This window comes from Stenotrophomonas sp. YJH_SMC_138, assembly GCF_059369855.1.
On the sequence record NZ_JCAFTB010000008.1, the window covers coordinates 198,443 to 218,856 of the forward strand.

The 20,414-nt window shown below is 68.5% G+C and carries 18 protein-coding genes; 11 read left to right on the forward strand and 7 right to left on the reverse strand.

The genetic code is table 11. The annotated features are described in order from the left end of the window. Positions 1 to 3 precede the first annotated feature (3 nt). The 4 genes from AC5P7I_RS16900 to AC5P7I_RS16915 form a co-directional block, all read right to left on the reverse strand. Positions 4 to 1,464, reverse strand: coding sequence for an efflux transporter outer membrane subunit (locus AC5P7I_RS16900; RefSeq protein WP_032955852.1), 1,461 nt, complete (start codon positions 1,462 to 1,464; stop codon positions 4 to 6). Continuing rightward, on the reverse strand, positions 1,461 to 2,378 hold the full coding sequence (locus tag AC5P7I_RS16905; protein ID WP_164077275.1) for an efflux RND transporter periplasmic adaptor subunit: 918 nt from the start codon (positions 2,376 to 2,378) through the stop codon (positions 1,461 to 1,463). Before AC5P7I_RS16905 ends, AC5P7I_RS16900 begins: the two co-directional genes overlap by 4 nt. Continuing rightward, a complete protein-coding gene (locus AC5P7I_RS16910; RefSeq protein WP_010487502.1) occupies positions 2,375 to 2,584 on the reverse strand; it encodes a DUF1656 domain-containing protein in 210 nt (69 codons plus the stop codon). The genes AC5P7I_RS16905 and AC5P7I_RS16910 overlap by 4 nt, the downstream gene beginning before the upstream one ends. Before the next feature lie 108 nt (positions 2,585 to 2,692). Beyond that, complete coding sequence (locus AC5P7I_RS16915) at positions 2,693 to 3,148, reverse strand: MarR family winged helix-turn-helix transcriptional regulator (RefSeq protein WP_012481667.1); 456 nt, start codon at positions 3,146 to 3,148, stop codon at positions 2,693 to 2,695. A gap of 592 nt (positions 3,149 to 3,740) precedes the next feature. On the opposite strand from AC5P7I_RS16915, the gene folE reads away from it, so the two are divergent. From folE to AC5P7I_RS16935, 4 genes are all read left to right on the forward strand, one after another. Then, the gene (gene folE / locus AC5P7I_RS16920; protein WP_004141296.1) at positions 3,741 to 4,352 is read left to right on the forward strand and encodes a GTP cyclohydrolase I FolE; all 612 of its coding nucleotides are present in this window, start codon (positions 3,741 to 3,743) and stop codon (positions 4,350 to 4,352) included. 112 nt (positions 4,353 to 4,464) lie between these two features. Further along, positions 4,465 to 5,934 carry a DUF3375 domain-containing protein gene (locus AC5P7I_RS16925; protein WP_032960145.1) on the forward strand — a complete coding sequence of 490 codons (1,470 nt, stop codon included), beginning with the start codon at positions 4,465 to 4,467 and terminating at the stop codon, positions 5,932 to 5,934. Further along, the gene (locus tag AC5P7I_RS16930) at positions 5,921 to 6,622 is read left to right on the forward strand and encodes a DUF4194 domain-containing protein (RefSeq protein WP_005421303.1); all 702 of its coding nucleotides are present in this window, start codon (positions 5,921 to 5,923) and stop codon (positions 6,620 to 6,622) included. The genes AC5P7I_RS16925 and AC5P7I_RS16930 overlap by 14 nt, the downstream gene beginning before the upstream one ends. Positions 6,623 to 6,638: 16 nt before the next feature. Further along, positions 6,639 to 10,019 carry an ATP-binding protein gene (locus tag AC5P7I_RS16935; RefSeq protein ID WP_262087896.1) on the forward strand — a complete coding sequence of 1,127 codons (3,381 nt, stop codon included), beginning with the start codon at positions 6,639 to 6,641 and terminating at the stop codon, positions 10,017 to 10,019. A gap of 96 nt (positions 10,020 to 10,115) precedes the next feature. On the opposite strand, the gene AC5P7I_RS16940 is transcribed toward AC5P7I_RS16935, so the two are convergent. Next, positions 10,116 to 10,895, reverse strand: coding sequence for a sulfite exporter TauE/SafE family protein (locus AC5P7I_RS16940; RefSeq protein ID WP_032960169.1), 780 nt, complete (start codon positions 10,893 to 10,895; stop codon positions 10,116 to 10,118). A 102-nt stretch (positions 10,896 to 10,997) separates the two neighbouring features. On the opposite strand from AC5P7I_RS16940, the gene AC5P7I_RS16945 reads away from it, so the two are divergent. Then, on the forward strand, positions 10,998 to 11,390 hold the full coding sequence (locus AC5P7I_RS16945) for a YchJ family protein (RefSeq protein ID WP_041863982.1): 393 nt from the start codon (positions 10,998 to 11,000) through the stop codon (positions 11,388 to 11,390). A gap of 3 nt (positions 11,391 to 11,393) precedes the next feature. On the opposite strand, the gene AC5P7I_RS16950 is transcribed toward AC5P7I_RS16945, so the two are convergent. Next, positions 11,394 to 12,674 (reverse strand): GGDEF domain-containing protein, encoded by a 1,281-nt coding sequence (locus AC5P7I_RS16950; protein ID WP_075076415.1) that lies wholly within the window; start codon positions 12,672 to 12,674, stop codon positions 11,394 to 11,396. A gap of 151 nt (positions 12,675 to 12,825) precedes the next feature. Here AC5P7I_RS16950 and egtB point away from each other — a divergent pair, with 151 nt between their 5' ends. The 6 genes from egtB to AC5P7I_RS16980 all read left to right on the forward strand — a co-directional run bounded on the left by egtB (position 12,826) and on the right by AC5P7I_RS16980 (position 18,766). Further along, positions 12,826 to 14,097, forward strand: coding sequence for an ergothioneine biosynthesis protein EgtB (egtB, locus tag AC5P7I_RS16955; protein ID WP_262087973.1), 1,272 nt, complete (start codon positions 12,826 to 12,828; stop codon positions 14,095 to 14,097). Next, positions 14,094 to 15,068, forward strand: coding sequence for an L-histidine N(alpha)-methyltransferase (egtD, locus tag AC5P7I_RS16960; protein ID WP_197575451.1), 975 nt, complete (start codon positions 14,094 to 14,096; stop codon positions 15,066 to 15,068). Before egtB ends, egtD begins: the two co-directional genes overlap by 4 nt. An 84-nt stretch (positions 15,069 to 15,152) precedes the next feature. After that, complete coding sequence (locus AC5P7I_RS16965; protein ID WP_262087895.1) at positions 15,153 to 16,400, forward strand: lytic murein transglycosylase; 1,248 nt, start codon at positions 15,153 to 15,155, stop codon at positions 16,398 to 16,400. A gap of 61 nt (positions 16,401 to 16,461) precedes the next feature. Next, complete coding sequence (locus tag AC5P7I_RS16970) at positions 16,462 to 17,352, forward strand: D-hexose-6-phosphate mutarotase (protein WP_262087894.1); 891 nt, start codon at positions 16,462 to 16,464, stop codon at positions 17,350 to 17,352. A gap of 26 nt (positions 17,353 to 17,378) precedes the next feature. Next, positions 17,379 to 18,149: a GYF domain-containing protein gene (locus tag AC5P7I_RS16975; RefSeq protein ID WP_262087893.1), complete on the forward strand. Its 771-nt coding sequence runs from the start codon at positions 17,379 to 17,381 to the stop codon at positions 18,147 to 18,149. A 71-nt stretch (positions 18,150 to 18,220) separates the two neighbouring features. Further along, positions 18,221 to 18,766, forward strand: coding sequence for a DUF2628 domain-containing protein (locus tag AC5P7I_RS16980; protein WP_014648914.1), 546 nt, complete (start codon positions 18,221 to 18,223; stop codon positions 18,764 to 18,766). Positions 18,767 to 18,789: 23 nt separating this feature from the next. Here AC5P7I_RS16980 and AC5P7I_RS16985 read toward each other — a convergent pair whose 3' ends face one another. Further along, entirely contained in the window at positions 18,790 to 19,977 is a 1,188-nt protein-coding gene (locus tag AC5P7I_RS16985; RefSeq protein ID WP_046433322.1) for a benzoate/H(+) symporter BenE family transporter, read from the reverse strand. Positions 19,978 to 20,414: the final 437 nt, after the last annotated feature.

A 20,414-nucleotide genomic window follows, 5' to 3' on the forward strand; every position in this document is an offset into this window, starting at 1 on the left:
GGTTTACTTCGCTGCGGTCGAGGCGTTGGGCGCGGTGGCGCTTGCCTGCCAGCCACCGCCCAGCACCAGGAACAGGTGGATCTGGTCGCGCGAGACCTGCGCTTCGGCGGCCGCCAGGGTGGCATCGCTGGTGGCCAGGCTGCGGTCGGCATCCAGGCTGGACAGGTACGGCGTGCGGCCGCCCTGGTACAGCCGGCGGTTCTGCTCGGCGGCCAATGCGGCCTGTTCCTGCGCAGTGCGCAGCGACTGCAGCCGGCGCAGGTCCTGCGCGTAGCGGTCCAGCGCGGTCTGGGTCTCGCGCAGCGCTTGCAGCACGGTGTGGTCGAACTCGGCCAGGGCCGCATCGGCGCCCGCTTCGGCAGCGTGGATGCGTGCGTGCGTGCCGGACGACGGCAGCGTCCACGAGATCAGCGGGCCGATCGACCACTGCTGGGTCATCGGCGTGCCGAAATCCTCCAGCAGGCCGGCGGCACCGAGCGAGGCCCCCAGGCGGATGTCCGGATACAGCTCGGCGGTGGCGACGCCAATCCGCGCGGTGGCCGAAGCCAGCTTGCGTTCGGCCTGGCGCACGTCCGGGCGGCGCTGCAGCAGTGCACGGCCATCACCGACCGGCAGCGGCTGCGCCAGGCCGGGGGCGTGTGCACAGTCGATCACGCCTGCCGGCAGCTGGCCCGGGGTCTGCCCGAGCAGGGCGGCCAGCGAATAGGCGGCCGCGGAACGCTGCGCGCGCAGCGGCGGCAGCGCGGCTTCCAGCAGCGCGACCTGGGCATTGGCGCGGGCCAGTTCCGGCGGCGTGCCACGGCCAGCCGCGATCAGGCGCTGAGTGACCGTACGGCTGCGTTGCTGCAGCTGCAGCGAATGTTCGGCCACGTGCAGCTCGTGGTTGGCGTGGCAGATTTCCAGATAGCTGTCGGCCACCTGCGCGACCACGCTGACCTGGGCCAGGTCGCGCGCCGCAGCAACGGACTGCTCGTCGGCACGCGCTGCCTCGGCGCCGCGCTTGAGCTTGCCGAACAGGTCGAACTGGTAGCTGACCGCGAACTTGCCATCGGCCAGGTTGATCACCGGCAGCTCGTGCTCCTGCAGGAACGATTCGGCCGACAGCTGCGCACGGCTGACCCCGGCCTCGGCCTCGTACTCGAAGCCACCGGCGTCCAGCGCCTGCTCGTACACCGCCGCGGCACGGCGCAGATGTGCATCGGCGGCCTTCAGCTCGACGTTGTCACGCAGCGCCTGCGTGATCAGGCCGTCCAGCACCGGGTCGTTGTACAGCGACCACCAGCGGTCGGGCAGCGCCTGGTTGGCGGCCACCTGCGGGTTCTGCGTATCGATGAAGGCCGCATTGGCCTGCGGGCGCTTGAAGGCCGAGCCTTCCGGCAGGGCGTAATCCGGGCCGACGGTCTTGCAGGCCGCCAGGCTGGCCAGCGCAACGATCAGGCCGAGACGGGGCAGGGCGGCGTTCACAGGCCCGCCTGTGTCGGCGCAGTGCCGGCCTTGTCGTTGTGCGGATGGCGGCCGGTGTCCACGGTCACCGTGGCGGTACGGCCGGCGATCAGTTCCACGCCCTTGGGTACTTCGTCGATGGCGATGCGCACCGGAATGCGCTGTGCCAGCCGCACCCAGTCGAAGGCCGGGGTCACGTTCGGCAGCAGGGTGCTGCCGTTGCTGCGGTAGCGGTCTTCGATGCCGGCGGCAATGCTTTCCACGTGGCCACGCAGCGGGGCCGACTCGCCCATCAGGCGGATGTCCACGCGCTGCCCCGGGGCCACGCCGCGCAGGCGGGTTTCCTCGAAGTAGCCATCGATGCGGAACGAGCCGGTATCCAGCAGCGCCAGCACCGGCTTGCCGGCTACCACGTAGTCGCCCACGCGCATGGTGCGGTCGTTGACCCGGCCATCGGCCGGTGCGCGCACTTCGGTGCGGCCCAGGTTGAGCTCGGCCAGGTCGACCGCCGCCTGTGCGGTGGCCAGCGCAGCCTGTGCGGCCTGCAGCTTGGCGCGGCGCACTTCGGCGTCCTCGGCGGCGACCAGGTCCTGCAGGCTGCGGTCACGGCCGATCTCGCGGCGCAGCTGCGCCACCGATGCCTGGCGCTCGGCCAGGTTGGCGCGGGCCTGCTCCAGCGCGATGCGGTAGCGGGCGCGGTCGACCACGAACAGCAGGTCACCCTTCTTCACCGCCTGGTTGTCGGCCACCTGCACCGTTTCCACCAGCCCGGACACGTCCGGCGCCACCTGCACCACGTCGGCGCCGACATGGGCATCGCGGGTCCACGGCTCATCCATGTAATAGACCCACAGCTGGCGCAGCACCAGCAGGGCGATGATCACGGCTGCGCTGGTGAGCAGCACCGGCAGGGTCTTCTTCACGATCTTGTTCACGATTGCATCCAACGCAGGAGGTGGAACAGCAGGCCAAGCACGATCCCGTACAGGGCCAGGTTGAACAGCGCCGGGTGCCATACGTGGCGATAGGCGCCGGCACGCTGCAGCAGCGCGTGCAGGCCGCTGTTGACCAGGTAGGCCAACAACATCAGCCCGAGCAGGGTCGGGACGAACACTCCGTGGAGACTGAATTCACCGGGCATCGGTAGGGGCGGGGGCGAGGTGGGGGAGGGGAGGAACAACGAAACAACGGCAACGGGTAAAAGCCGCTGGCGTGTGCACGGCAGCGGCGGTATTCGGGGGCAGCGGTCTTACGTGATGCGGTCGGCGGCCTCGGCCAGCAGGCGCCATGCCTTCAGCACGGCGTGCAGTTCATCCATGGAAAGCTCGCCGAACACGTCCTGGCGCAGGCCGATCAACTGGTCTTCCAGCTCGCTGACCAGCGCATGGCCCGCGTCGGTCAGCCACAGCAGGTTGGCGCGGCGGTCGCTGGCGTCGCTCTCGCGGCGGACCAGGTCGCTGGCGCACAGCTTGTCCAGCAGGCGCACCAGGGAAGGACCCTCCATGCCCAGCTGCTGGGCCAGCGCCACCTGGCGGATGCCACCGCCGGAGCGGCCGATCATCAGCAGGGGCATGGTGCAGGCGGTGGAGATGCCGTAGCTGCCGAGCCGGCTGTCGGCCAGGCGCTGCCACTGCCGCCCTGCGTACAGCAGGCCGGAGCTGAGCTGCATCTGCAGCACGGTGCGCTCGTCGAGGGGTCGGTCCATAAGAGATAGATAGGATACTACTAATTTCATTCCTATCAATAGGTTTTTCTGAATGGGGGTGTAGCGGGGAAAGCGTTGCGCCTGCCTGGTGTCGGGTGGGGCAGCGGGGGGCGGACGGTGCAGGACACGCCGCAAGTACGTCCCTGTAGGCTCGGCCGCGGCATCCATGCCGCGGACGGTCCTGCCCCGCCCGGCCCCCGCTGCCCTCCCATCACCCCGCGAGCGCGGTGGGTTGGCTCTTTAAAGGCAGGAGCAGTGCGGACCAACGGCCCGCACCCACCGCAGCAGCGGCCCGCGGTGCTTCCGAAGTCATGAACCCCCGCTTTTGCCCCCGCTTTCGGGCGGTCCGGCCGCGCCCGCAGGAAACCGTCGGAGAGGGGGAGGGGCAGGCCGGGCAGGACCGTCCACGGCATGGATGCCGTGGCCGAGCCTACAGGGACGTACTTGCGGCGTGTCCTGCCCGGCCTGCCCCTCCTCCTCTCGCTCAGCAGCACCGAGGCGCCGGAAGAGACCCCCGATGAACCCGACCAACAGGACGACCCACCCCCCGGTCGGGTACGATGCTCGCCCCCCGTTCGGGACGCTGTACGCAATGAGCAAGAACAACGAAAAGGCCGCCCCGCAGGGCGACGTGACCCAGGACCAGGCCGAGGATGCCGTGCGCACCCTGCTGCGCTGGGCCGGCGAGGACCCGTCCCGCGAAGGCTTGCTGGATACCCCCCGCCGTGTCGCCGAAGCCTATGGCGACTGGTTCAGCGGTTACCGCGACGACCCGCGCGCCTACATGGAGCGGACCTTCGAGGAAGTGGCCGGCTACGACGAACTGATCGTCCTGCGTGACATCGAGTACGAAAGCCACTGCGAGCACCACATGGCGCCGATCATCGGCCGCGTCCACGTCGGCTACCTGCCGGCCGGCAAGGTGGTGGGCATCAGCAAGCTGGCCCGCGTCGTCGAAGCCTACGCCCGCCGTTTCCAGGTGCAGGAGAAGATGACCGCGCAGATCGCCCAGTGCATCCAGGATGTGCTGCAGCCGATCGGCGTCGGTGTGGTCGTCGAAGGTGCCCACGAATGCATGACCACCCGCGGCATCCACAAGCGCGGCGTCAGCATGGTCACCTCGAAGATGCTGGGCAGCTTCCGCGACGACGCGCGTACCCGCGCCGAGTTCCTGCGCTTCATCGAAGTGGGCGGCAAGCGCTGAGCCGCTTGACCGCACTGCGCCGGCCTCTGCGGGCCGGCATGCCCACGGCTGCCCGCGCGGCCGCCGCGGGCGGCTGCTCGTCCCCGCCAGCCCTCATGACTCCTTTCGCTGCATGAAGCACCGCGAACGCATCTCCCGTTATCGCCATCTGCGCGAACAGCCCCAGTGGAAGCTGCTTGCCGCCGACCACGCCCCGGAAATCATCGGCCTGCTGCAGGGGCTGCTGATGGACGGCGAGCGCACGCTGCCGTCGTCGGTGCTCAACGAGCGCCTGCAGCGTGCGCTGGACCAGCTCAACGGGGACGAACTGTCGCGTGAGCTGCCGCGTACCGCGCAGGCCTACATCGCGCACTGGCTGGCCCAGGGCTGGCTGGAACGCCGCCTGCCCGAAGGCGCCGACCAGGAGCAGTACGAGCTGTCGACTGCGGCACTGCAGGCCATCCGCTTCGCCGATGGTCTTGAGCAGGCGCGCGTGGCCGCCACCGAAAGCCGCCTGGCGCTGGTCATCGAACAGCTCTCGCAGTTGGCCGCGCAGACCGAGTCCGACCCGGATGCACGCCTGTCAGCACTGCGCGACGAGCGCGACCGCATCGACGCCGAGATCGCCCGCGTCGGTGCCGGCCGCGTGGTCGCGCTGGATGGCAAGCGCGCGCTGGAGCGTGCGCGCCAGATCATCGGCCTGGCCGACGAGCTGACCGAGGATTTCCGTCGCGTGCGCGACGATTTCGAGCAGCTCAACCGCGACTTCCGCGAACGCATCATCGACGACGAGGGCGAGCGCGGCGATGTGCTGTCGCAGCTGTTCGAAGGCGTGGATGTGATCGGCGAGAGCGATGCCGGTCGCAGCTTCCAGGCCTTCTGGCGCCTGCTCAACGACGCCGAACAGAGCGCCCAGCTCGATGCCGCGCTGGAAGCGGTGCTGGCGCGTGGCTTCGCCCGCCGCCTGGACCGCAATGAACGCAACTTCCTGCGCGGCTTCACCAGCACCATGCTCGAGCGCGGTGGCCAGGTGCACGACGTGCTGCAGAATTTCGCGCGCAGCCTGCGTGGCTTCGTGCAGAGCCGTGGCTATCTGGAACAGCGCCGCCTCAACCAGCTGCTGAAGCAGGCGCAGTCCGAAGCGCTGGCCCTGCGCGACGAATTCCCCGCACAACGCGGCATCGGCCGCGACCTGCAGCTGACCACCAGCCGCCTGCGCTCGTGGTCGCAGTGGAAGCTGCACGATCCGCGCAGCGCCCAGGTCGATGGCAACGTCGAGTACAACGACGCCGCAGCCATCAGCCTGGAGAGCGTCGGTGATCTGGTCGCTTCGTCTGAAATCGACTTCCGCACCCTGCGCCGCGACCTGCACGACCTGCTCGATGCACAGCCGCGGCTCAGCATCGCCCAGGCACTGTCGCAGCGCGAAGCACCGCAGGGGCTCGGCAGCGTCATCGGCTACCTGTCGCTGGGCACGCGCTTCGGCAACGTGATCGCTGGTGAGCAGGAGCTTGCCGAATGGCGTGGTGGCGACGGCCAGGTCCGTCGCGCCCGCATCCCGCTGGTTTGGTTCACCCAGGAGAGACGCCATGAGCTGGCATGAAGATCCCATCGACGCACCGCAGGCCGACGTGGCGGAAGACGCCTACGAAGCCGAACCGGTGGCGGCCGTGGCGCAGCCCCGCCGTGGCAATGACGTGTATTACCTCGGCGACACCGGGCGCCTGCCGCTGGATGCACGCCGCGCGCTGTGCCAGCTGCTGATCGGCCCCAGCATCGACCAGCTGCGCCACGCCAAGCTGTGGCCGGCACTGATCCGCAGCGAGGCGGCCATCCGCTCCTCGCTGGCGGACCTGTTCCTGGAACTGGTGCTCGACCGTGACAGCGGCGTGGCCTTCACCCGCCAGGCCGATACCGAAGACGTGGATGCGCCGGTGCTGCTGCGCACCTCGCCGCTGACCTTCATCGATTCGGTGCTGCTGCTGTACCTGCGCCAGCAGCTGGCCGAGGCCGATGCGCGCGGCAACCGCGCGGTGGTCGCCGACGCCGAGATGGCCGAAGCGCTGGCCATCTACGAAAAGAACCTGTCCACCGACCGCGCCGGCTTCAACCGCCGTGTCGCCTCGGCGGTGCAGAAGATGAAGGACAACCACATCCTGACCCGCCTCAGCGGCCAGGAAGACCGCCACGAAGTCTCGCCGGCGCTGAAGCTGCTGTTCTCCGCCGAAGACGTATCCCAGCTTTCGGCGGTCTACCGCCAGCTGCGTGAAACCCCGGCCGCCGAGGCCTGAGAGACCCGACCATCGCATGGCTATCTCCAAGCACACTCCCGCCCTGTTCAACGAAGGCCTGCCGGACCCGCGCCTGCAGCAGTTCCGTATGCGTCGCCTGCAGGTACACAACTGGGGCACGTTCAACGGACTGACCGAAGTACCGATCGCCGAGCGTGGCTTCCTGTTCGTCGGCCGTTCCGGCTCGGGCAAGTCGACCCTGCTCGATGCCATGTCCGCGCTGCTGACGCCGCCGGCCATCGTCGATTTCAACGCCGCCGCGCGTGAAGCCGAGCGCAGTGGCCGCGACCGCAACCTGGTGTCCTACGTGCGTGGCGCGTGGGCCGACCAGCAGGACAGCGGCACCGGCGAAATCGCCACCCAGTACCTTCGCAAGGGCGCGACCTGGACTGCGCTGGTGCTGGAGTACCGCGCCGGCGATGGCCGCGTGGTCAGCCTGGTGCGCCTGCTGTGGATCTCCGGTAACGGAACCTCGGCCGGTGACGTGCGCAAGCACTACATGATCGCCGAGCGTCCGTTCGACATCGCCAAGGATCTTGGCGGCTTCGACCTGGACCTGCGCAAGCTCAAGCAGAAGCTGTCCGACCTGCACCACTTCGACACCTTCTCCGGCTACGCCGAGCGCTTCCGCGACCTGCTCGGCATCGACAACGAGATGGCGCTGCGCCTGCTGCACAAGACGCAGTCGGCGAAGAACCTGGGCGACCTCAACGTCTTCCTGCGCGACTTCATGCTCGACACGCCGAAGACCTTCGACGCCGCCGAGCGCCTGGTCAGCGACTTCGCCGAACTCGATGGCGCGCACCAGGCCGTGGTCACCGCCCGCCGCCAGGTGGAGACCCTGCTGCCGGCACGCGCCTACTACAACGACCTGAAGGAAATGCACCGCCGGCGCGGCGACGACGAAGCCCTCAAGCTTGGCGTCGACAGCTTCCGTGAAAGCCGCCGCCAGGCGCTGATCGAGGCGCGCCTGCGCGAGATGGACGTGCGTGACCGTGGCCTGCTCGGGGAAGAAGCCCAGCGCCGTGCCGCACTGGACAACCACACCGAGCGCCTGGCCGAACTGGAACTGCAGCGTCGCCAGCAGGGCGGTGAGCGCATCGAGGAACTGGAACGCGAGCAGGGCCGCGCCGAAGCCGAGCGTGACCGCCGCCAAGCCAAGCGCGAGCAGGCAAGCCTGGCCGCGCAGCAGCTCGGGGCTGAACTTCCGGACGACGCACACGGCTTCGCCGAGCTGGTCGAGCGTGCGCAGAACGAACTGCAGGACCGCCAGCGTGCCTCTTCGGCGCTGGACGATGCGATCAGCGATCGCCTGGGTGGCAAGCGCGATGACGAGCGCCGTTTCGGCGAAGTCCGTGCGGAACTCGAAGCGATGCAGCGCACGCCCTCCAACATCCCGGCGCCGATGCAGAAGCTGCGCGCGCGCCTGGCCGAGGAAACCGGCATTGCCGAGGCGGCGCTGCCGTTCGTCGGCGAGCTGATCCAGGTCCGCTCGGAAGAGCAGGGCTGGCAGGGTTCCATCGAGCGTGTGCTGGGTGGCTTCGCGCTGTCGCTGCTGGTCGATGACAAGCACTACAACGACGTCGCCGAGTGGGTGAATCGCACTCACCTGGGCATGCGCTTCACCTACTACCGTGTGCGCCGCAACGATGATGCGTTCGCGCGCGAGCCGTCGGCGAAGTCGCTGCTGCACAAGCTGGAGCTGCGCGAGCACGTATTCGAAAGCTGGCTGCGCCGTGAGCTCGGCAAGCGCTTCGACTACGAGTGCGTGGATGCCAAGCAGCTGCGCAACGTCGACCGCGGCATCACCCGAGAAGGCCAGGTCAAGCATCCCGGCGACCGCTTCGAGAAGGACGACCGCAGTGCGGTGGGCGACCGCCGTCGCTGGATCCTCGGCTTCAACAACCACGACAAGGTGGGCGCCTTCGAGCGCGAAGCCCAGGAACTGGCCAAGCGCATCGCCAGCTGCGAGACCGACATCGCGCGCCTGCGCGGCCAGCGTGACCGCGACAACGAGCGCCGGCTGGCCTGCCACGAGCTGGTCAGCATCAGCTGGAACGAGATCGACATCGCCGCCCCGCAGCAGCGGCTGAGCGATATCGAGGCCACCCTGCGCGACCTGCGCGAAGGCAATGCCGACCTGGCCAAGCTGGCCAAGCAGATCGACGCCGTGCGCGCCGACATCGAGCAGGCCCGCCGCACCTATGAAGACGTCCGCGTCGAGCGCGGCCAGCTGGTCAAGGAGCGCGATCGCCTCGACCGCGCCCGCCAGCAGAGCCGTGCGCTGGTGCTGCCGAGCCTGGCCCAGGAGCAGGAAGCCGGGCTCGCCGAGCGCCTGCAGGAGCAGGGCCCGCTCAGCCTGGAAACGCTGGAGGCGCACATGCGCCAGGTCAGCAACGCGCTGAACGAGCAGCTGTCGACCTCGCAGCAGGACCTCAACCGCATCGAGAACCAGCTGATCGGTTGCTTCCGTCGCTTCATCCAGCAGTGGCCGGAGGAATCGGGCGACTTCACCGTATCGGTGGCCTCGGCCGAGGATTTCCTTGCCCGCCTCGAGCGCCTGGAGCGCGACGGCCTGCCGCAGCACGAAGAGCGCTTCTTCGATCTGCTGCAGAACCAGAGCAAGAACAACCTGCTGGCCCTGCAGCGCCACAGCGCCGAGGCCCGCAAGTCGATCGGCCAGCGCCTGGACGAAGTGAACGCCAGCCTGGAGCAGGTGCCGTTCAACCGTGGCACGCTGCTGACCATCGAACTGAGCGACCGCCGCCTGCCGGAAGTCGGCGAGTTCCACCTGCAGCTGCGCGAGGTGCTGGCGCAGCAGCAGACCGAGCAGCGCGAGCTGGCCGAATCGCAGTTCACCGTGCTGCGCCAGCTGGTCAACCGCCTGGGTTCGCAGGAAGGCGAGGACAAGCGCTGGCGCGAGCTGGTGCTGGACGTACGCATGCACGTGGAGTTCATCGGCGTCGAGCTGGATGCGGAAACGCGCCAGCAGGTCGAGATCTACCGTAGTGGCGCGGGCAAGTCCGGTGGCCAGCGCCAGAAACTGGCCACCACCTGCCTGGCTGCGGCACTGCGCTACCAGCTCGGCGGCGCCGACAGCCAGCTGCCCAGCTACGCCGCCGTCGTGCTCGACGAAGCCTTCGACAAGGCCGACAACGAGTTCACCGCGCTGGCGATGAACATCTTCGACAACTTCGGTTTCCAGATGGTGGTCGCCACCCCGCTGAAGTCGGTGATGACGCTGGAGCCGTTCATCGGTGGCGCCTGCTTCGTCGAGATCAGCGGCCGCCACGACTCCGGCGTGCTGCTGATCGAGTACGACGAAGAAGGCAAGCGCCTGAAGCTGCCCGAGCGCAGCCGCCAGCAGGCCAACGAACCGGAAGAAGCCGAAGCCTGACCCGGTCGATTGAATGGGGATGCCGGCCAGCGGCCGGCACTACCCATGGGCAGCGTTCATGACCCGGTAGTGCCGGCCGCTGGCCGGCAACCGCATTCACGCACCGCGGAAGGTATCCCACGCCATCCGCGCGATCAGTACCACCACCAGCCCCACGAACAACTTGCGGATGAACGGCGTGCCGCCCTTCAACGCCAGGCGCGTGCCCACCACCGAGCCGATGATGTTGGCCGCCGCCATCGGCAGCGCGAACAGCCACAGGATGTTGCCGGTCGGTACGAAGAACGAGATTGCCGCCACATTGGTCGCCAGGTTCACCACCTTCGACGCCGCTGACGCACGCAGGAAATCCAGGCCGAAGAAGCGCACGAACAGGAAGATCAGGAAGCTGCCGGTGCCCGGCCCGAAGAAGCCGTCGTAGAAGCCGATCGCCGCACCGATCGCCAGCGCGATCGCCAGTTCGCGGCGGCCGATCTCCTGCGGCCGGTGCAACGCGCCGAAGTCCTTCTTCCACAACGTGTAGGCCAGCATCGCGATCAGCAGCACCAGCACCAGTGGGCGCACCGCGTCCTTGGGCAGCAGGCTCACCGCGGTGGCCCCGGCGAAGGAGAAGATGAAGGCGGTACCGGCCGCGAACAGTACCGGCTTCCACGGGAAGCGCACGTTGCGCGCATAGCGCCAGGCGGCCGCACCGGTACCGAACATCGAACTGAACTTGTTGGTACCGAACAGCATCGCCGGCGTCTGCTGCGGCAGCACCGTGAACAGGCCGGGCAGCTGCACCAGGCCACCGCCACCGACGGCGGCATCCACAAGGCCGGCGATGAAGGCGATCACCACCAGCCACCACAACTCAGGGGGAACCAGTTCCAGCACGGCGATCAATCAAGGAGGGGGCGCGACAGCATACGCCTGTCCTGCTCCGGGCGACTGCGGCCCCGCGTGGATCAATCCCGGCAACCCGGCGACAATGCCGGCATGAGCCGAAAACCCGCCGATCCCTGCCCCTGTGGCCTTCCCGCCGACTATGCCGCCTGCTGTGGCCGTTTCCATGCCGGTGAAGCCGCGCCTGATGCAGAGCACCTGATGCGTTCGCGCTACAGCGCCTATGTGCGTGGCCTGGCTGACTACCTGCGCCAGTCCTGGCATCCGGACACGCGTCCGGCCGAGCTGTCGCTGGACGATGCCCCCGGCCAGCGCACCCATTGGCTGGGCCTGACCGTGCACGAGCACACTGTCACTGGTGCTGACAGCGCCGAAGTCCGCTTCACCGCGCGCTACCGCATCGGCGGCGGCAGCGCGGTGAGGATGACCGAGCACAGCCGCTTCCAACGCATCGACGGCCGCTGGTACTACCTCGACGCGGTCTGAGCACTACGCGCTGTGCGCTGCCAGAACGCGCTGGCCGCCGTGCGCGCGCACCTGGTTGCGGCCCCCGTCCTTGGCCACATACAGGGCCTGGTCGGCGGCCTTGACCACGGCCATCGGCCGCGGATCCACGCGGCTGTCGGCCAGCCCGATGCTCACCGTCACCTGTACCACCTGGCCGCTGCCACCGCGTCCCCGCCGCTGGCGGCCGGCTTCGTCGTCACGGCTGCGGGTGCTGCGGTCGCGAAGCTGCATGCGGGTGTCCTCGATGCTCTGCCGCAATGCTTCCACGGCATCGACACAGGCTGCCGCCGGCCGGTCCAGGAACACCACCGCGAACTCCTCGCCGCCATAGCGGAACGCACGGCCACCGTCGCCCACCCGCGCCAGCCGCGACGCCACCAGGCGCAGCACATCGTCGCCGGTGTCGTGACCATGGGTGTCGTTGAATGACTTGAAGTGGTCAACGTCCACCATCGCGATGCTGTAGGTACCGCGTGCCCGCTGCAGGGTCTCGTTGAACGCCCGTCGCCCCGGCAGGCCGGTCAGCTCATCGCGGAAGGCCATGTGGAAGGATTCCTGCAGCATCGCGCCCAGCATCAGCAGCAGGGCGGCACTGCTCAGCGCCGGCAGCAGCACCGGCTGCAGGAAGATCCGCGGCAGCATCCACCACAGGCACAGCAGGGCCAGCAGCATTGCCGTGTGCAGTGGCCTCGGATGCCGCCACGCCTGCCAGCCCAATGCTGCGGTCGCCAGCAGGAACAGCAGCGCCGGCAACTGCGCCAACGCGTTCCAGTTGGCGGGAATCCAGGCCCAGTGACGGTTCGACAGCAGATCGTGCATCCCCTGCGGCTGCTGTGCCGCCAGCAGCAGGAAGATCATCAGCGCCGCGCCGCACACTACGCTGCGCAGCAGCAGGTCCTGGCGTCGGCGTCCGCGTTCCGGCCATAGTGCCAGTCCGGCGAACAGCAGCGGCACCCACGCCGAGATCGCGTGGAAGCGCAGCGGGGTCAGGGCGTCGACATGGCCGCTGCGCAGGTAGCCACCGACGTCCCGGTGCAGCAGGGCGAATACCACCGCCACCACCAGCAGCAGGCACAACGTGCGCATCTGGTGGTAGAGCAGGGCCAGGCCTGCACCGAGACAGGCCAGCAGCCAGGGCAGGATGCGCTGCGCCGGGCTGGCGACATCCTCGGTGCCCAGCGCCATCCACAGCACCAGGACGACCAGCACGGCGGGCAGCACGAACAGGTAATGCGCAGGCTGGCGGAGCGGATGCAGGGGCACGCGGTAAGTCCAGTGCGGTGACGATGCGGCCGCAACATTGCCGTTAGCGGCGTCCCCACGCGCTTCTTGAATGCGCGTGCCCGCTGTCATGTGAACGTGGTGATGTGGTGCCATGACGTTGCGCTCACCGTCCTGCGCCGATGCTTCCGGCATGGACAGCGTACCCACCGCCGTCGCTGCCCCGCAGCGCGATCTCGCCCGCCGCTTTGCACAGGTGCGGGCGCGCAGCCTGCAGCTGGCCGCGCCGCTCAGTGCCGAGGACGCCATGCTGCAGAGCATGGCCGACGCCAGTCCCAGCAAGTGGCACCTGGCCCATACCACTTGGTTTTTCGAACGCTTCGTGCTGGCCGGTTTCGCCACCACGCCCGCGCATGACCCGGCCTGGGACTATCTGTTCAACAGCTATTACAAGAGCATCGGCCCGGCGCATGCGCGGCCGCAGCGCGGGCTGCTGTCGCGGCCCTCGCTGCAGCAGGTGCGCGACTACCGGCAACAGATCGACATGCAGGTGCAGTCACGGCTGGCAGCCGGTGACCTCGACGCGCAGGCGCTGCACCACCTGCAGTTGGGTCTGCAGCACGAACAACAGCACCAGGAACTGCTGTTGACCGACATCAAGCATGCGTTCTGGTGCAATCCACTGCAGCCACCGTATCGCGACGACCTGCGGCCCGTTGCCAGCACCGCCGCGACGCAGGGCTGGATCGAATCGCCCGAACGCATTGTCACCGTCGGTGCCGCGGCATGGCCCCGGCACGCCGCCTTTGCCTACGACAACGAATCGCCGCAGCACCGCGTGCTGCTGCCCGCGCATGCCCTGGCCGAGCGTCCCGTCAGCAATGCCGAGTACCGCACCTTCATCGAGGCAGGGGGGTACCGCGAACCGCGCTGGTGGCTCAGCGAAGGCTGGGCGCTGCGAGAAGCCGAAGGCTGGCAGCACCCCCTGTACTGGGATGATGCCCTGCAGCGCGAGTACACCCTGGGTGGTTGGCGCGAGCTGGATCCGCATGCGCCGGTCTGCCACCTCAGTTACTACGAGGCCGATGCCTGCGCCCGCTGGGCCGGTGCGCGCCTGCCCAGCGAGTTCGAGTGGGAAGCGGCCGCCGCGTCGCAGCCCCTGCGCGGTCATTTCGCCGATGACGATCACCTGCACCCGCAGGCAGCCGGGGGCAGTGGGCTGCGGCAGCTGTTCGGTGATGTCTGGGAATGGACCGCCAGCGCCTATGGTGCCTACCCGGGCTTCCGCTCTTTTGACGGCAACCTCGGCGAATACAACGGCAAGTTCATGTGCGGGCAATGGGTGCTGCGCGGCGGCAGCTGTGCCACGCCCCGTGGCCATGTGCGCGCCAGCTACCGCAATTTCTTCATGCCGCCGGCGCGCTGGCAGTTCTCCGGACTGCGCCTGGCCAGGGACCTCATATGAGCACGGTGCATGACGCGCTGCAGGCGCTGACCGACCTGACCCCCAGCCGCCAGCAGATCCTGGCCGATGCGCTGGCCGGTCTGTCATGCGCATCGCGGCAGCTGCCTTCCAAGTACTTCTACGATGCCCGCGGCTCGCGTCTGTTTGAACAGATCACCCAGACCCGCGAGTACTACCCCACGCGCACCGAGCTGGCGCTGCTGGCGCGGGTGCTGCCCGATATCGCGCGCGTGGTCGGCCCGCGCCTGCATGTGGTGGAGCTGGGCAGCGGCAGTGGCCGCAAGACCGCGTTGCTGCTGGCCGCGCTGCAGGATCCGGTGGCCTATACGCCGATCGAGATCTCGCGGGCCGCACTGCTGTCCAGCATCGACCACCTGGCGCCGGCGCTGCCCGAGGTCGAGATGCTGCCGGTCTGCGCGGACTTCACCCGCGCCGTCGCCGTGCCCATGCCCGAACGCGAACCCGCGCGACGGCTGCTGTTCTTCCCCGGTTCCACATTGGGCAATTTCGCCGAAGCGGAGGCCGTCGCCCTGCTGCGGGCGATGCGTCAGACGATGGGCCGCGACGGCCTGGCCCTGATCGGCATCGACCTGCACAAGGACACGGCGCTGATCGAAGCGGCCTACAACGATGCGCAGGGCGTCACTGCGGCATTCACCCTCAATCTGCTGGCCCGCCTCAACCGCGAGATCGGAAGCGATTTCGATCTCGATGGATTCCGCCACCGCGCCCGTTACAACACCGCGCGGCTGCGCATCGAAACCGACCTGGTCAGCCAGTGGCCGCAGGACGTCCACCTCGGTGGCCGCACCTTCCACTTTGCTGCCGGTGAACCCATCCGCGTCGAGTACAGCCACAAGTACACCGATGACAGCTTCGACGCGCTGTTGCAGCAGGCGGGCCTGCAGGTCGCACAGCGTTGGGATGCCGAAAGTCCCGCCTATGGCCTGCGCCTGCTGCGCGTTGCCTAGGGGGGACGGCCAGCCGGTGCCCCTTCAGGTTCGGCCGCACTGCTGCCCCTAAGATGGCCGTGCAACGGCAACACGGAGGACGCCATGCCCATTCTGACCACGCTCGGCCTGGCGGCCGCCCTCGCGTCGACCCCGACGCTGCCTGCGGCCCCTGCCGCCAGCAACGATCCGGCGTTCAGCCGCTGCCTGGCGGGCCTGCAGGCCACCGCCGCAACCCAGGGCATCGGCGCCGACCGCTTCAACGAGATCACCACCGGGCTCACGCCGGACCCGAGCGTGCTCGGACTGCTGGACGCACAGCCGGAATTCACCACGCCGATCTGGGATTACCTGGCCGCGCTGGTCGACCGCCAGCGCGTCGATGATGGCCGCACCCTGCTGCAGCAACATCGCGATCTGCTCGATCGCGTCTCCGCGCAGTATGGCGTCGACCCGGCCACCATCGTTGCGGTCTGGGGGGTGGAGAGCGACTATGGCCGCGTCTTCGGCAAGCGCCCGCTGCTGCAGTCGCTGGCCACGCTGTCCTGCGCCGGCCGCCGCCAGGCCTTCTTCCGTGGCGAACTGCTGGCGCTGCTCAAGCTGATCGACCGCGGCGACCTGCAGGCCCAGGGGCTCACCGGTTCCTGGGCCGGCGCCTTCGGGCATACGCAGTTCATGCCCAGCACCTACGCACGTATCGCGGTCGATGGTGATGGCGATGGCCGCCGCGATCTGGTCGGCAGCATTCCCGACGCGCTGGCGTCCACCGCCAACTACCTCAAGCGTGCGGGTTGGCGCAGTGGCGAACCGTGGGGCATGGAGGTCCGTGTTCCCCCCGGCTTCAATGCCAGCCAGGCGGGCCGCACCCAACGTAGAGGCCTCGCCGATTGGCGCGTGCAGGGCGTGACCGCGCTGGATGGCAGCGCGCTGGTGCCGCCCAATCTGCCGGCCGACGCGCGCGCCGCCCTGCTGCTGCCGGCCGGCATCAAGGGCCCGGCGCTGCTGGTGTTCCGCAACTACGATGCGATCTACAGCTACAACGCCGCCGAAAGCTATGCACTGGCCATCGCCACGCTGGCCGACCAGCTGCGTGGCGGCACCGGCCTGGCCACCGCGTGGCCGACCGATGATCCCGGCATCGGCCGCGATGAACGCCGCCAGCTGCAGACCCTGCTGCTGGCCCGCGGCCACGACATCGGCAGCGCCGACGGCATGATCGGCACCGCCACGCGCCGCGCGATCCAGGCCGAGCAGCAGCGCCTGGGCTGGGCCAATGCGGATGGGCGCGCCGGCCAGCGCATCCTGCGCGCGTTGCAGCAGGAGGCAGCCGCAGGGACGCCTGCCACCCGCTAGACCTTGCCGATCACAGGCTGGCCGCGACATCATCGCCGCGGTCTTCAAGGAGCGTCATAGCATGCAGTCGAACCCGGACATCAGCACCGGCCTGTACCACGGGCTCGAGGCCTGGCAGATACGCACGCCCAGCGCCACCGCGGCCATCAGCGTGTTCGGTGGACAGCTGCTGTCGTTCATCCCGGAGGGGCAGCCGGACCTGCTGTGGCTGTCGCCGAAACGGGCCGGGCTGCCCACGCCGATCCGGGGTGGCGTTCCAGTGTGCTGGCCGTGGTTCGGTCGCCAGGGCCAGGGTGATGACGTGCCGGCACACGGCCTGGTACGCACCGCGCGCTGGGAGCTGCTGCAGGCCCGCCAGGACGATGACGGTGAACTGGAGCTGCAGCTGGCGCCCCTGTCGATTGCCGAGTGTGGCCTGCGCCTGCAGATGCAGCTGCGCATCGGTCGCCAGCTGCGCCAGCAGTTGACCACCGAGAACACCGGCCCGTCCCCGGTGGCTTTCACACAGGCCCTGCACAGCTACTTCCGGGTAGGCGATGCCCGTCGTGTCGAGGTTGATGGCCTCGATGGCCTGCACTATCTGGACAAGTACGAGGATTACACGCAGCTGCGCCGGCAGCAGGGGCCCTGGTCGCTGCGTGACCCGCGCGATCCGGGGCGCAGCGACCGCATCTATACCGGTGCCGGTGGCCACTACGTGCTTCGCGATCCCGTCCTGCAGCGGCGGATCGAGATCCGCAGCGAAGGCAGCCAGACCCTGGTGGCGTGGAATCCGGGCGCGGAGGCGGCGGCGAAGATGGCCGATGTCGGCGACGGTTGGCACGATTACGTGTGCCTGGAAGTAGCCAATGCCGGGCCGGAGCAGATTGCCCTTGCACCCGGCGCGCGCCACCAGTTGGTGCAGGTACTGGCCAGTGAACCGCTGCAGGCCGTGGCGGGGTGTTCGGAGTAACCATGGGATCGACAGGAATGGATGGCATGCAGGACGCACAGTGGTGGTACGCCAACAGCAAGCAGAGCGAAGGGCCGGTGGACCTGGCCGGGCTGCGCCGTCTGCAGCAGGACGGCACGGTAACCGCCCGTACGCTGATGTGGCGGGAAGGAATGGCATCGTGGCGGCCGCTGGCCGAGCTGGATCCTTCGGTGGCGCCGATGGATCCGACCCCGCCGTCGATTGAACCGGCGCAGGCCGTCAGCGCCAGCGGCGCATCGACCGCTGATCCGTCCGACCCCTATCGTGCGCCGGCAGCTTCGCCGGTGGCCGCGACCGCGCCGCAGCTGGAAGGCGACATCGCCTTGTACGCCGCCGTGGTCGGCGGCAACTTCCCGATCTATCGACAGCGCTGGCGGCTCGACCAGGGCATTGCCGACGGCAACGGCACCTGGCACTGGCCGGCGTTCCTGATCGGCGTGATCTGGATGGTGTACCGCAGGATGTACCGGCTGGCGGCGATCTGGGCCGGCGTGCTGGTGTTCTTCAGCATCGCCGAGGCGTTGCTGGGCGTTCCGGAAGGCGTGTCGACGGTCATCACCCTCGTCATCAACATCACCGCCGCGGTGTATGCCAACCGCTGGTACCTGGCGCATTGCCAGCGTGAGATCGCCCGCGCGCGCGCGTTGGTGGGAGATGACGAGGCGCGCCTGCGCAGCGAGCTGGCCAGACGGGGTGACACCAATGCACTGGTGGCGGCGGTGGTGGCCATCGCCGTCGTTGCGATGATGCTGGTGGGGCAGGCGCTGGCAGGCTGAGGCCGGGAAGGCTTCAGATCCAGCGGTGGCTGCCGCTACCGCGGGATCATCCTGGGCAAGGAATCGCCGACATGAATCATCTGGATACTCCGCCGGTTTCCCCGGCGGATGACAATCCCTATCTTGCGCCCGCCACAGAGGTGGACGACGCGCCCGCTCCGTCCGACGCGGACTACCTGAACCTCCTCGTCGGCCCCAACGCGGCGCTCTACCGCCAGCGCTGGCACCTGGGCAGCCCGGTGCCGAAGCCGCCGCGACCGTGGCACTGGCCCGCCTTCCTGGTGCCGACGTACTGGCTGCTGCACCGGAAGATGTACCTGGCAGCCATCCTCTTCGAGCTGGTCCTGATCGGTATCGCGCTGCTGGCGGCCCGCGCCAACCCGCTGCTCACGGTGGCGTTGCTGGCGGTGCCTCGGTTCGCCATCGCGGTGACCGCCAATACCCTGTACCTGCGCTACTGCACGCGACTGCTGGGCAAAGTGAAGGCTGCCCACGCCGGGCAGCACAACCGCATCCGTGCCGAACTGCAGCGTCGTGGCGGCACCAGCGTGTGGGCGGTGGTGATCGGCATGGCGGCCAACGCGGTGATCAATACCGTCGCCCGCATGGCGGCCTGATCATGCCGGCCTGATAGGGTTGCTCAGGCCGCTGTCCGTGCCCGCAACACGAGCAGGCACAGCGCACCGGCCAGCAGTCCCCAGAACGCCGAACCGATCCCGGCCAGGGAGACCCCCGAGGCGGTGACCAGGAAGGTGACGAGTGCAGCCTCGCGGTCGCGCTCCACCGCCAGGGCGCTGGCCAGGCTGTTGCCGATGGTGCCGAACAGCGCGATACCGGCCACGCAGGCCACCAGCTCCCTGGGGAAGGCTGCGAACAGTGCGGCCACCGTGGCGCCGAACAGCCCGATGACAATGTAGAAGGCGCCGGCCGCCATCGCTGCGGTGTAGCGGCGCGCCGGATCCTCGTGCGCATCGCGGCCCATGCAGATGGCGGCGGTGATCGCCGCCAGGTTCAGTGCATACGCACCGAACGGCGCCAGCAGCGTATTGACTACACCGATCCAGCCGATCAACGGCGACACCGGGGCGTCGTAGCCGGACGCGCGCATCACCGCCACACCGGGAATGTTCTGCGAGGCCATGGTGACCACGAACAGGGGCAGGGCAATGCCGGCCACGGCGGTCCACGACAGCGAGGGCGTCACCCACTGCGGGATCGCCAGTTGCAGATGCACCTGCTGGGCGTGCAGCAGGCCACGGCTCGCGGCGACGGCGATGCCGACCAGCAACGTGGCGATCACCGCATAGCGCGGGAACAGCCGGCGCCCGGCCAGCCAGGTGGCGAACATTGCCAGCGCGAGCACCAGCTGGGTGTTCATGGCGACGAACACATCCAGCCCGAAGCGCAGCAGCACACCGGCCAGCATGCCGGCGGCCAGCGCCATCGGTACCCGTTGCATCAGTCGCGCGAAGACCCCCGAGAAACCCGCAAGCAGGCCCAGCACGGCGGCCAGCAGGAATGCGCCCGTGGCCTCGGAGAGCGAAGCACCGCCGGCACCCACCACCAGCATCGCTGCACCCGGGGTCGACCACGCTGTCACCACCGGCACCCGATAGCGCAGCGACAGGCCAATGCAGGTCACGCCCATGCCCAGCCCCAGCGCCCACATCCAGGAGGCGATCTGCGCCTGGTCGGCACCGACGGCCTGTGCCGCCTGGAACACGATCACGGCCGAGCTGGCGAAGCCCACCAGTACCGTAATGAAGCCAGCGACGATTGCCGGCATCGAAAGATCGCGCCACCACGCGCGCCGCACCTGCATGCTCATTGTGCTGTCTCCACTGTGCATCCCTGCATTGTGCATCCCTGCATTGATTAGGGTTGCGGCGTTGACCGCGCAACGCGCGGGCAACGCCGCAGTGATCTTCGAGCGTACGTCATGCGTGATGGCGTGGTGCTTCTGTCATCACGCTGCAAAAAAGCCTTGACGAAATCCGCAGGATCTCTAGAATTCGCTCCCTTGCTGCAGCGCATCGCTTCCCCGGAAACGACACGCGAACAGCGACGCCACCACCGGCGAACGAGTTGATCGAACGAAGGTGTTGACGGACTCGAAAAGTCCGGCATAATAGGCGGCTCGCAACGACGAAAGGCCCTCGGGCCCAACGACGAAGCAGCATCGGCAACAACGTCCACTCCGGTGAGACGGCCTTGAAAAAAGGTGTTGACGAAGCGGAAAAGCCGGCTATAATGGGCGGCTCGCTA

Excerpts from the sequence above, each read along its gene's own strand:
- AC5P7I_RS16945 (WP_041863982.1), top strand. The coding sequence starts at position 10,998 with ATGAGCCGAAAACCCGCCGATCCCTGCCCCTGTGGCCTTCCCGCCGAC.
- folE (WP_004141296.1), top strand. The coding sequence starts at position 3,741 with ATGAGCAAGAACAACGAAAAGGCCGCCCCGCAGGGCGACGTGACCCAG.
- AC5P7I_RS16980 (WP_014648914.1), top strand. The coding sequence starts at position 18,221 with ATGAATCATCTGGATACTCCGCCGGTTTCCCCGGCGGATGACAATCCC.
- AC5P7I_RS16930 (WP_005421303.1), top strand. The coding sequence starts at position 5,921 with ATGAGCTGGCATGAAGATCCCATCGACGCACCGCAGGCCGACGTGGCG.
- AC5P7I_RS16915 (WP_012481667.1), bottom strand. The coding sequence starts at position 3,148 with ATGGACCGACCCCTCGACGAGCGCACCGTGCTGCAGATGCAGCTCAGC.
- AC5P7I_RS16910 (WP_010487502.1), bottom strand. The coding sequence starts at position 2,584 with ATGCCCGGTGAATTCAGTCTCCACGGAGTGTTCGTCCCGACCCTGCTC.
- AC5P7I_RS16985 (WP_046433322.1), bottom strand. The coding sequence starts at position 19,977 with ATGAGCATGCAGGTGCGGCGCGCGTGGTGGCGCGATCTTTCGATGCCG.
- AC5P7I_RS16965 (WP_262087895.1), top strand. The coding sequence starts at position 15,153 with ATGCCCATTCTGACCACGCTCGGCCTGGCGGCCGCCCTCGCGTCGACC.
- AC5P7I_RS16970 (WP_262087894.1), top strand. The coding sequence starts at position 16,462 with ATGCAGTCGAACCCGGACATCAGCACCGGCCTGTACCACGGGCTCGAG.
- AC5P7I_RS16975 (WP_262087893.1), top strand. The coding sequence starts at position 17,379 with ATGCAGGACGCACAGTGGTGGTACGCCAACAGCAAGCAGAGCGAAGGG.
- AC5P7I_RS16935 (WP_262087896.1), top strand. The coding sequence starts at position 6,639 with ATGGCTATCTCCAAGCACACTCCCGCCCTGTTCAACGAAGGCCTGCCG.
- AC5P7I_RS16925 (WP_032960145.1), top strand. The coding sequence starts at position 4,465 with ATGAAGCACCGCGAACGCATCTCCCGTTATCGCCATCTGCGCGAACAG.
- egtD (WP_197575451.1), top strand. The coding sequence starts at position 14,094 with ATGAGCACGGTGCATGACGCGCTGCAGGCGCTGACCGACCTGACCCCC.
- egtB (WP_262087973.1), top strand. The coding sequence starts at position 12,826 with ATGGACAGCGTACCCACCGCCGTCGCTGCCCCGCAGCGCGATCTCGCC.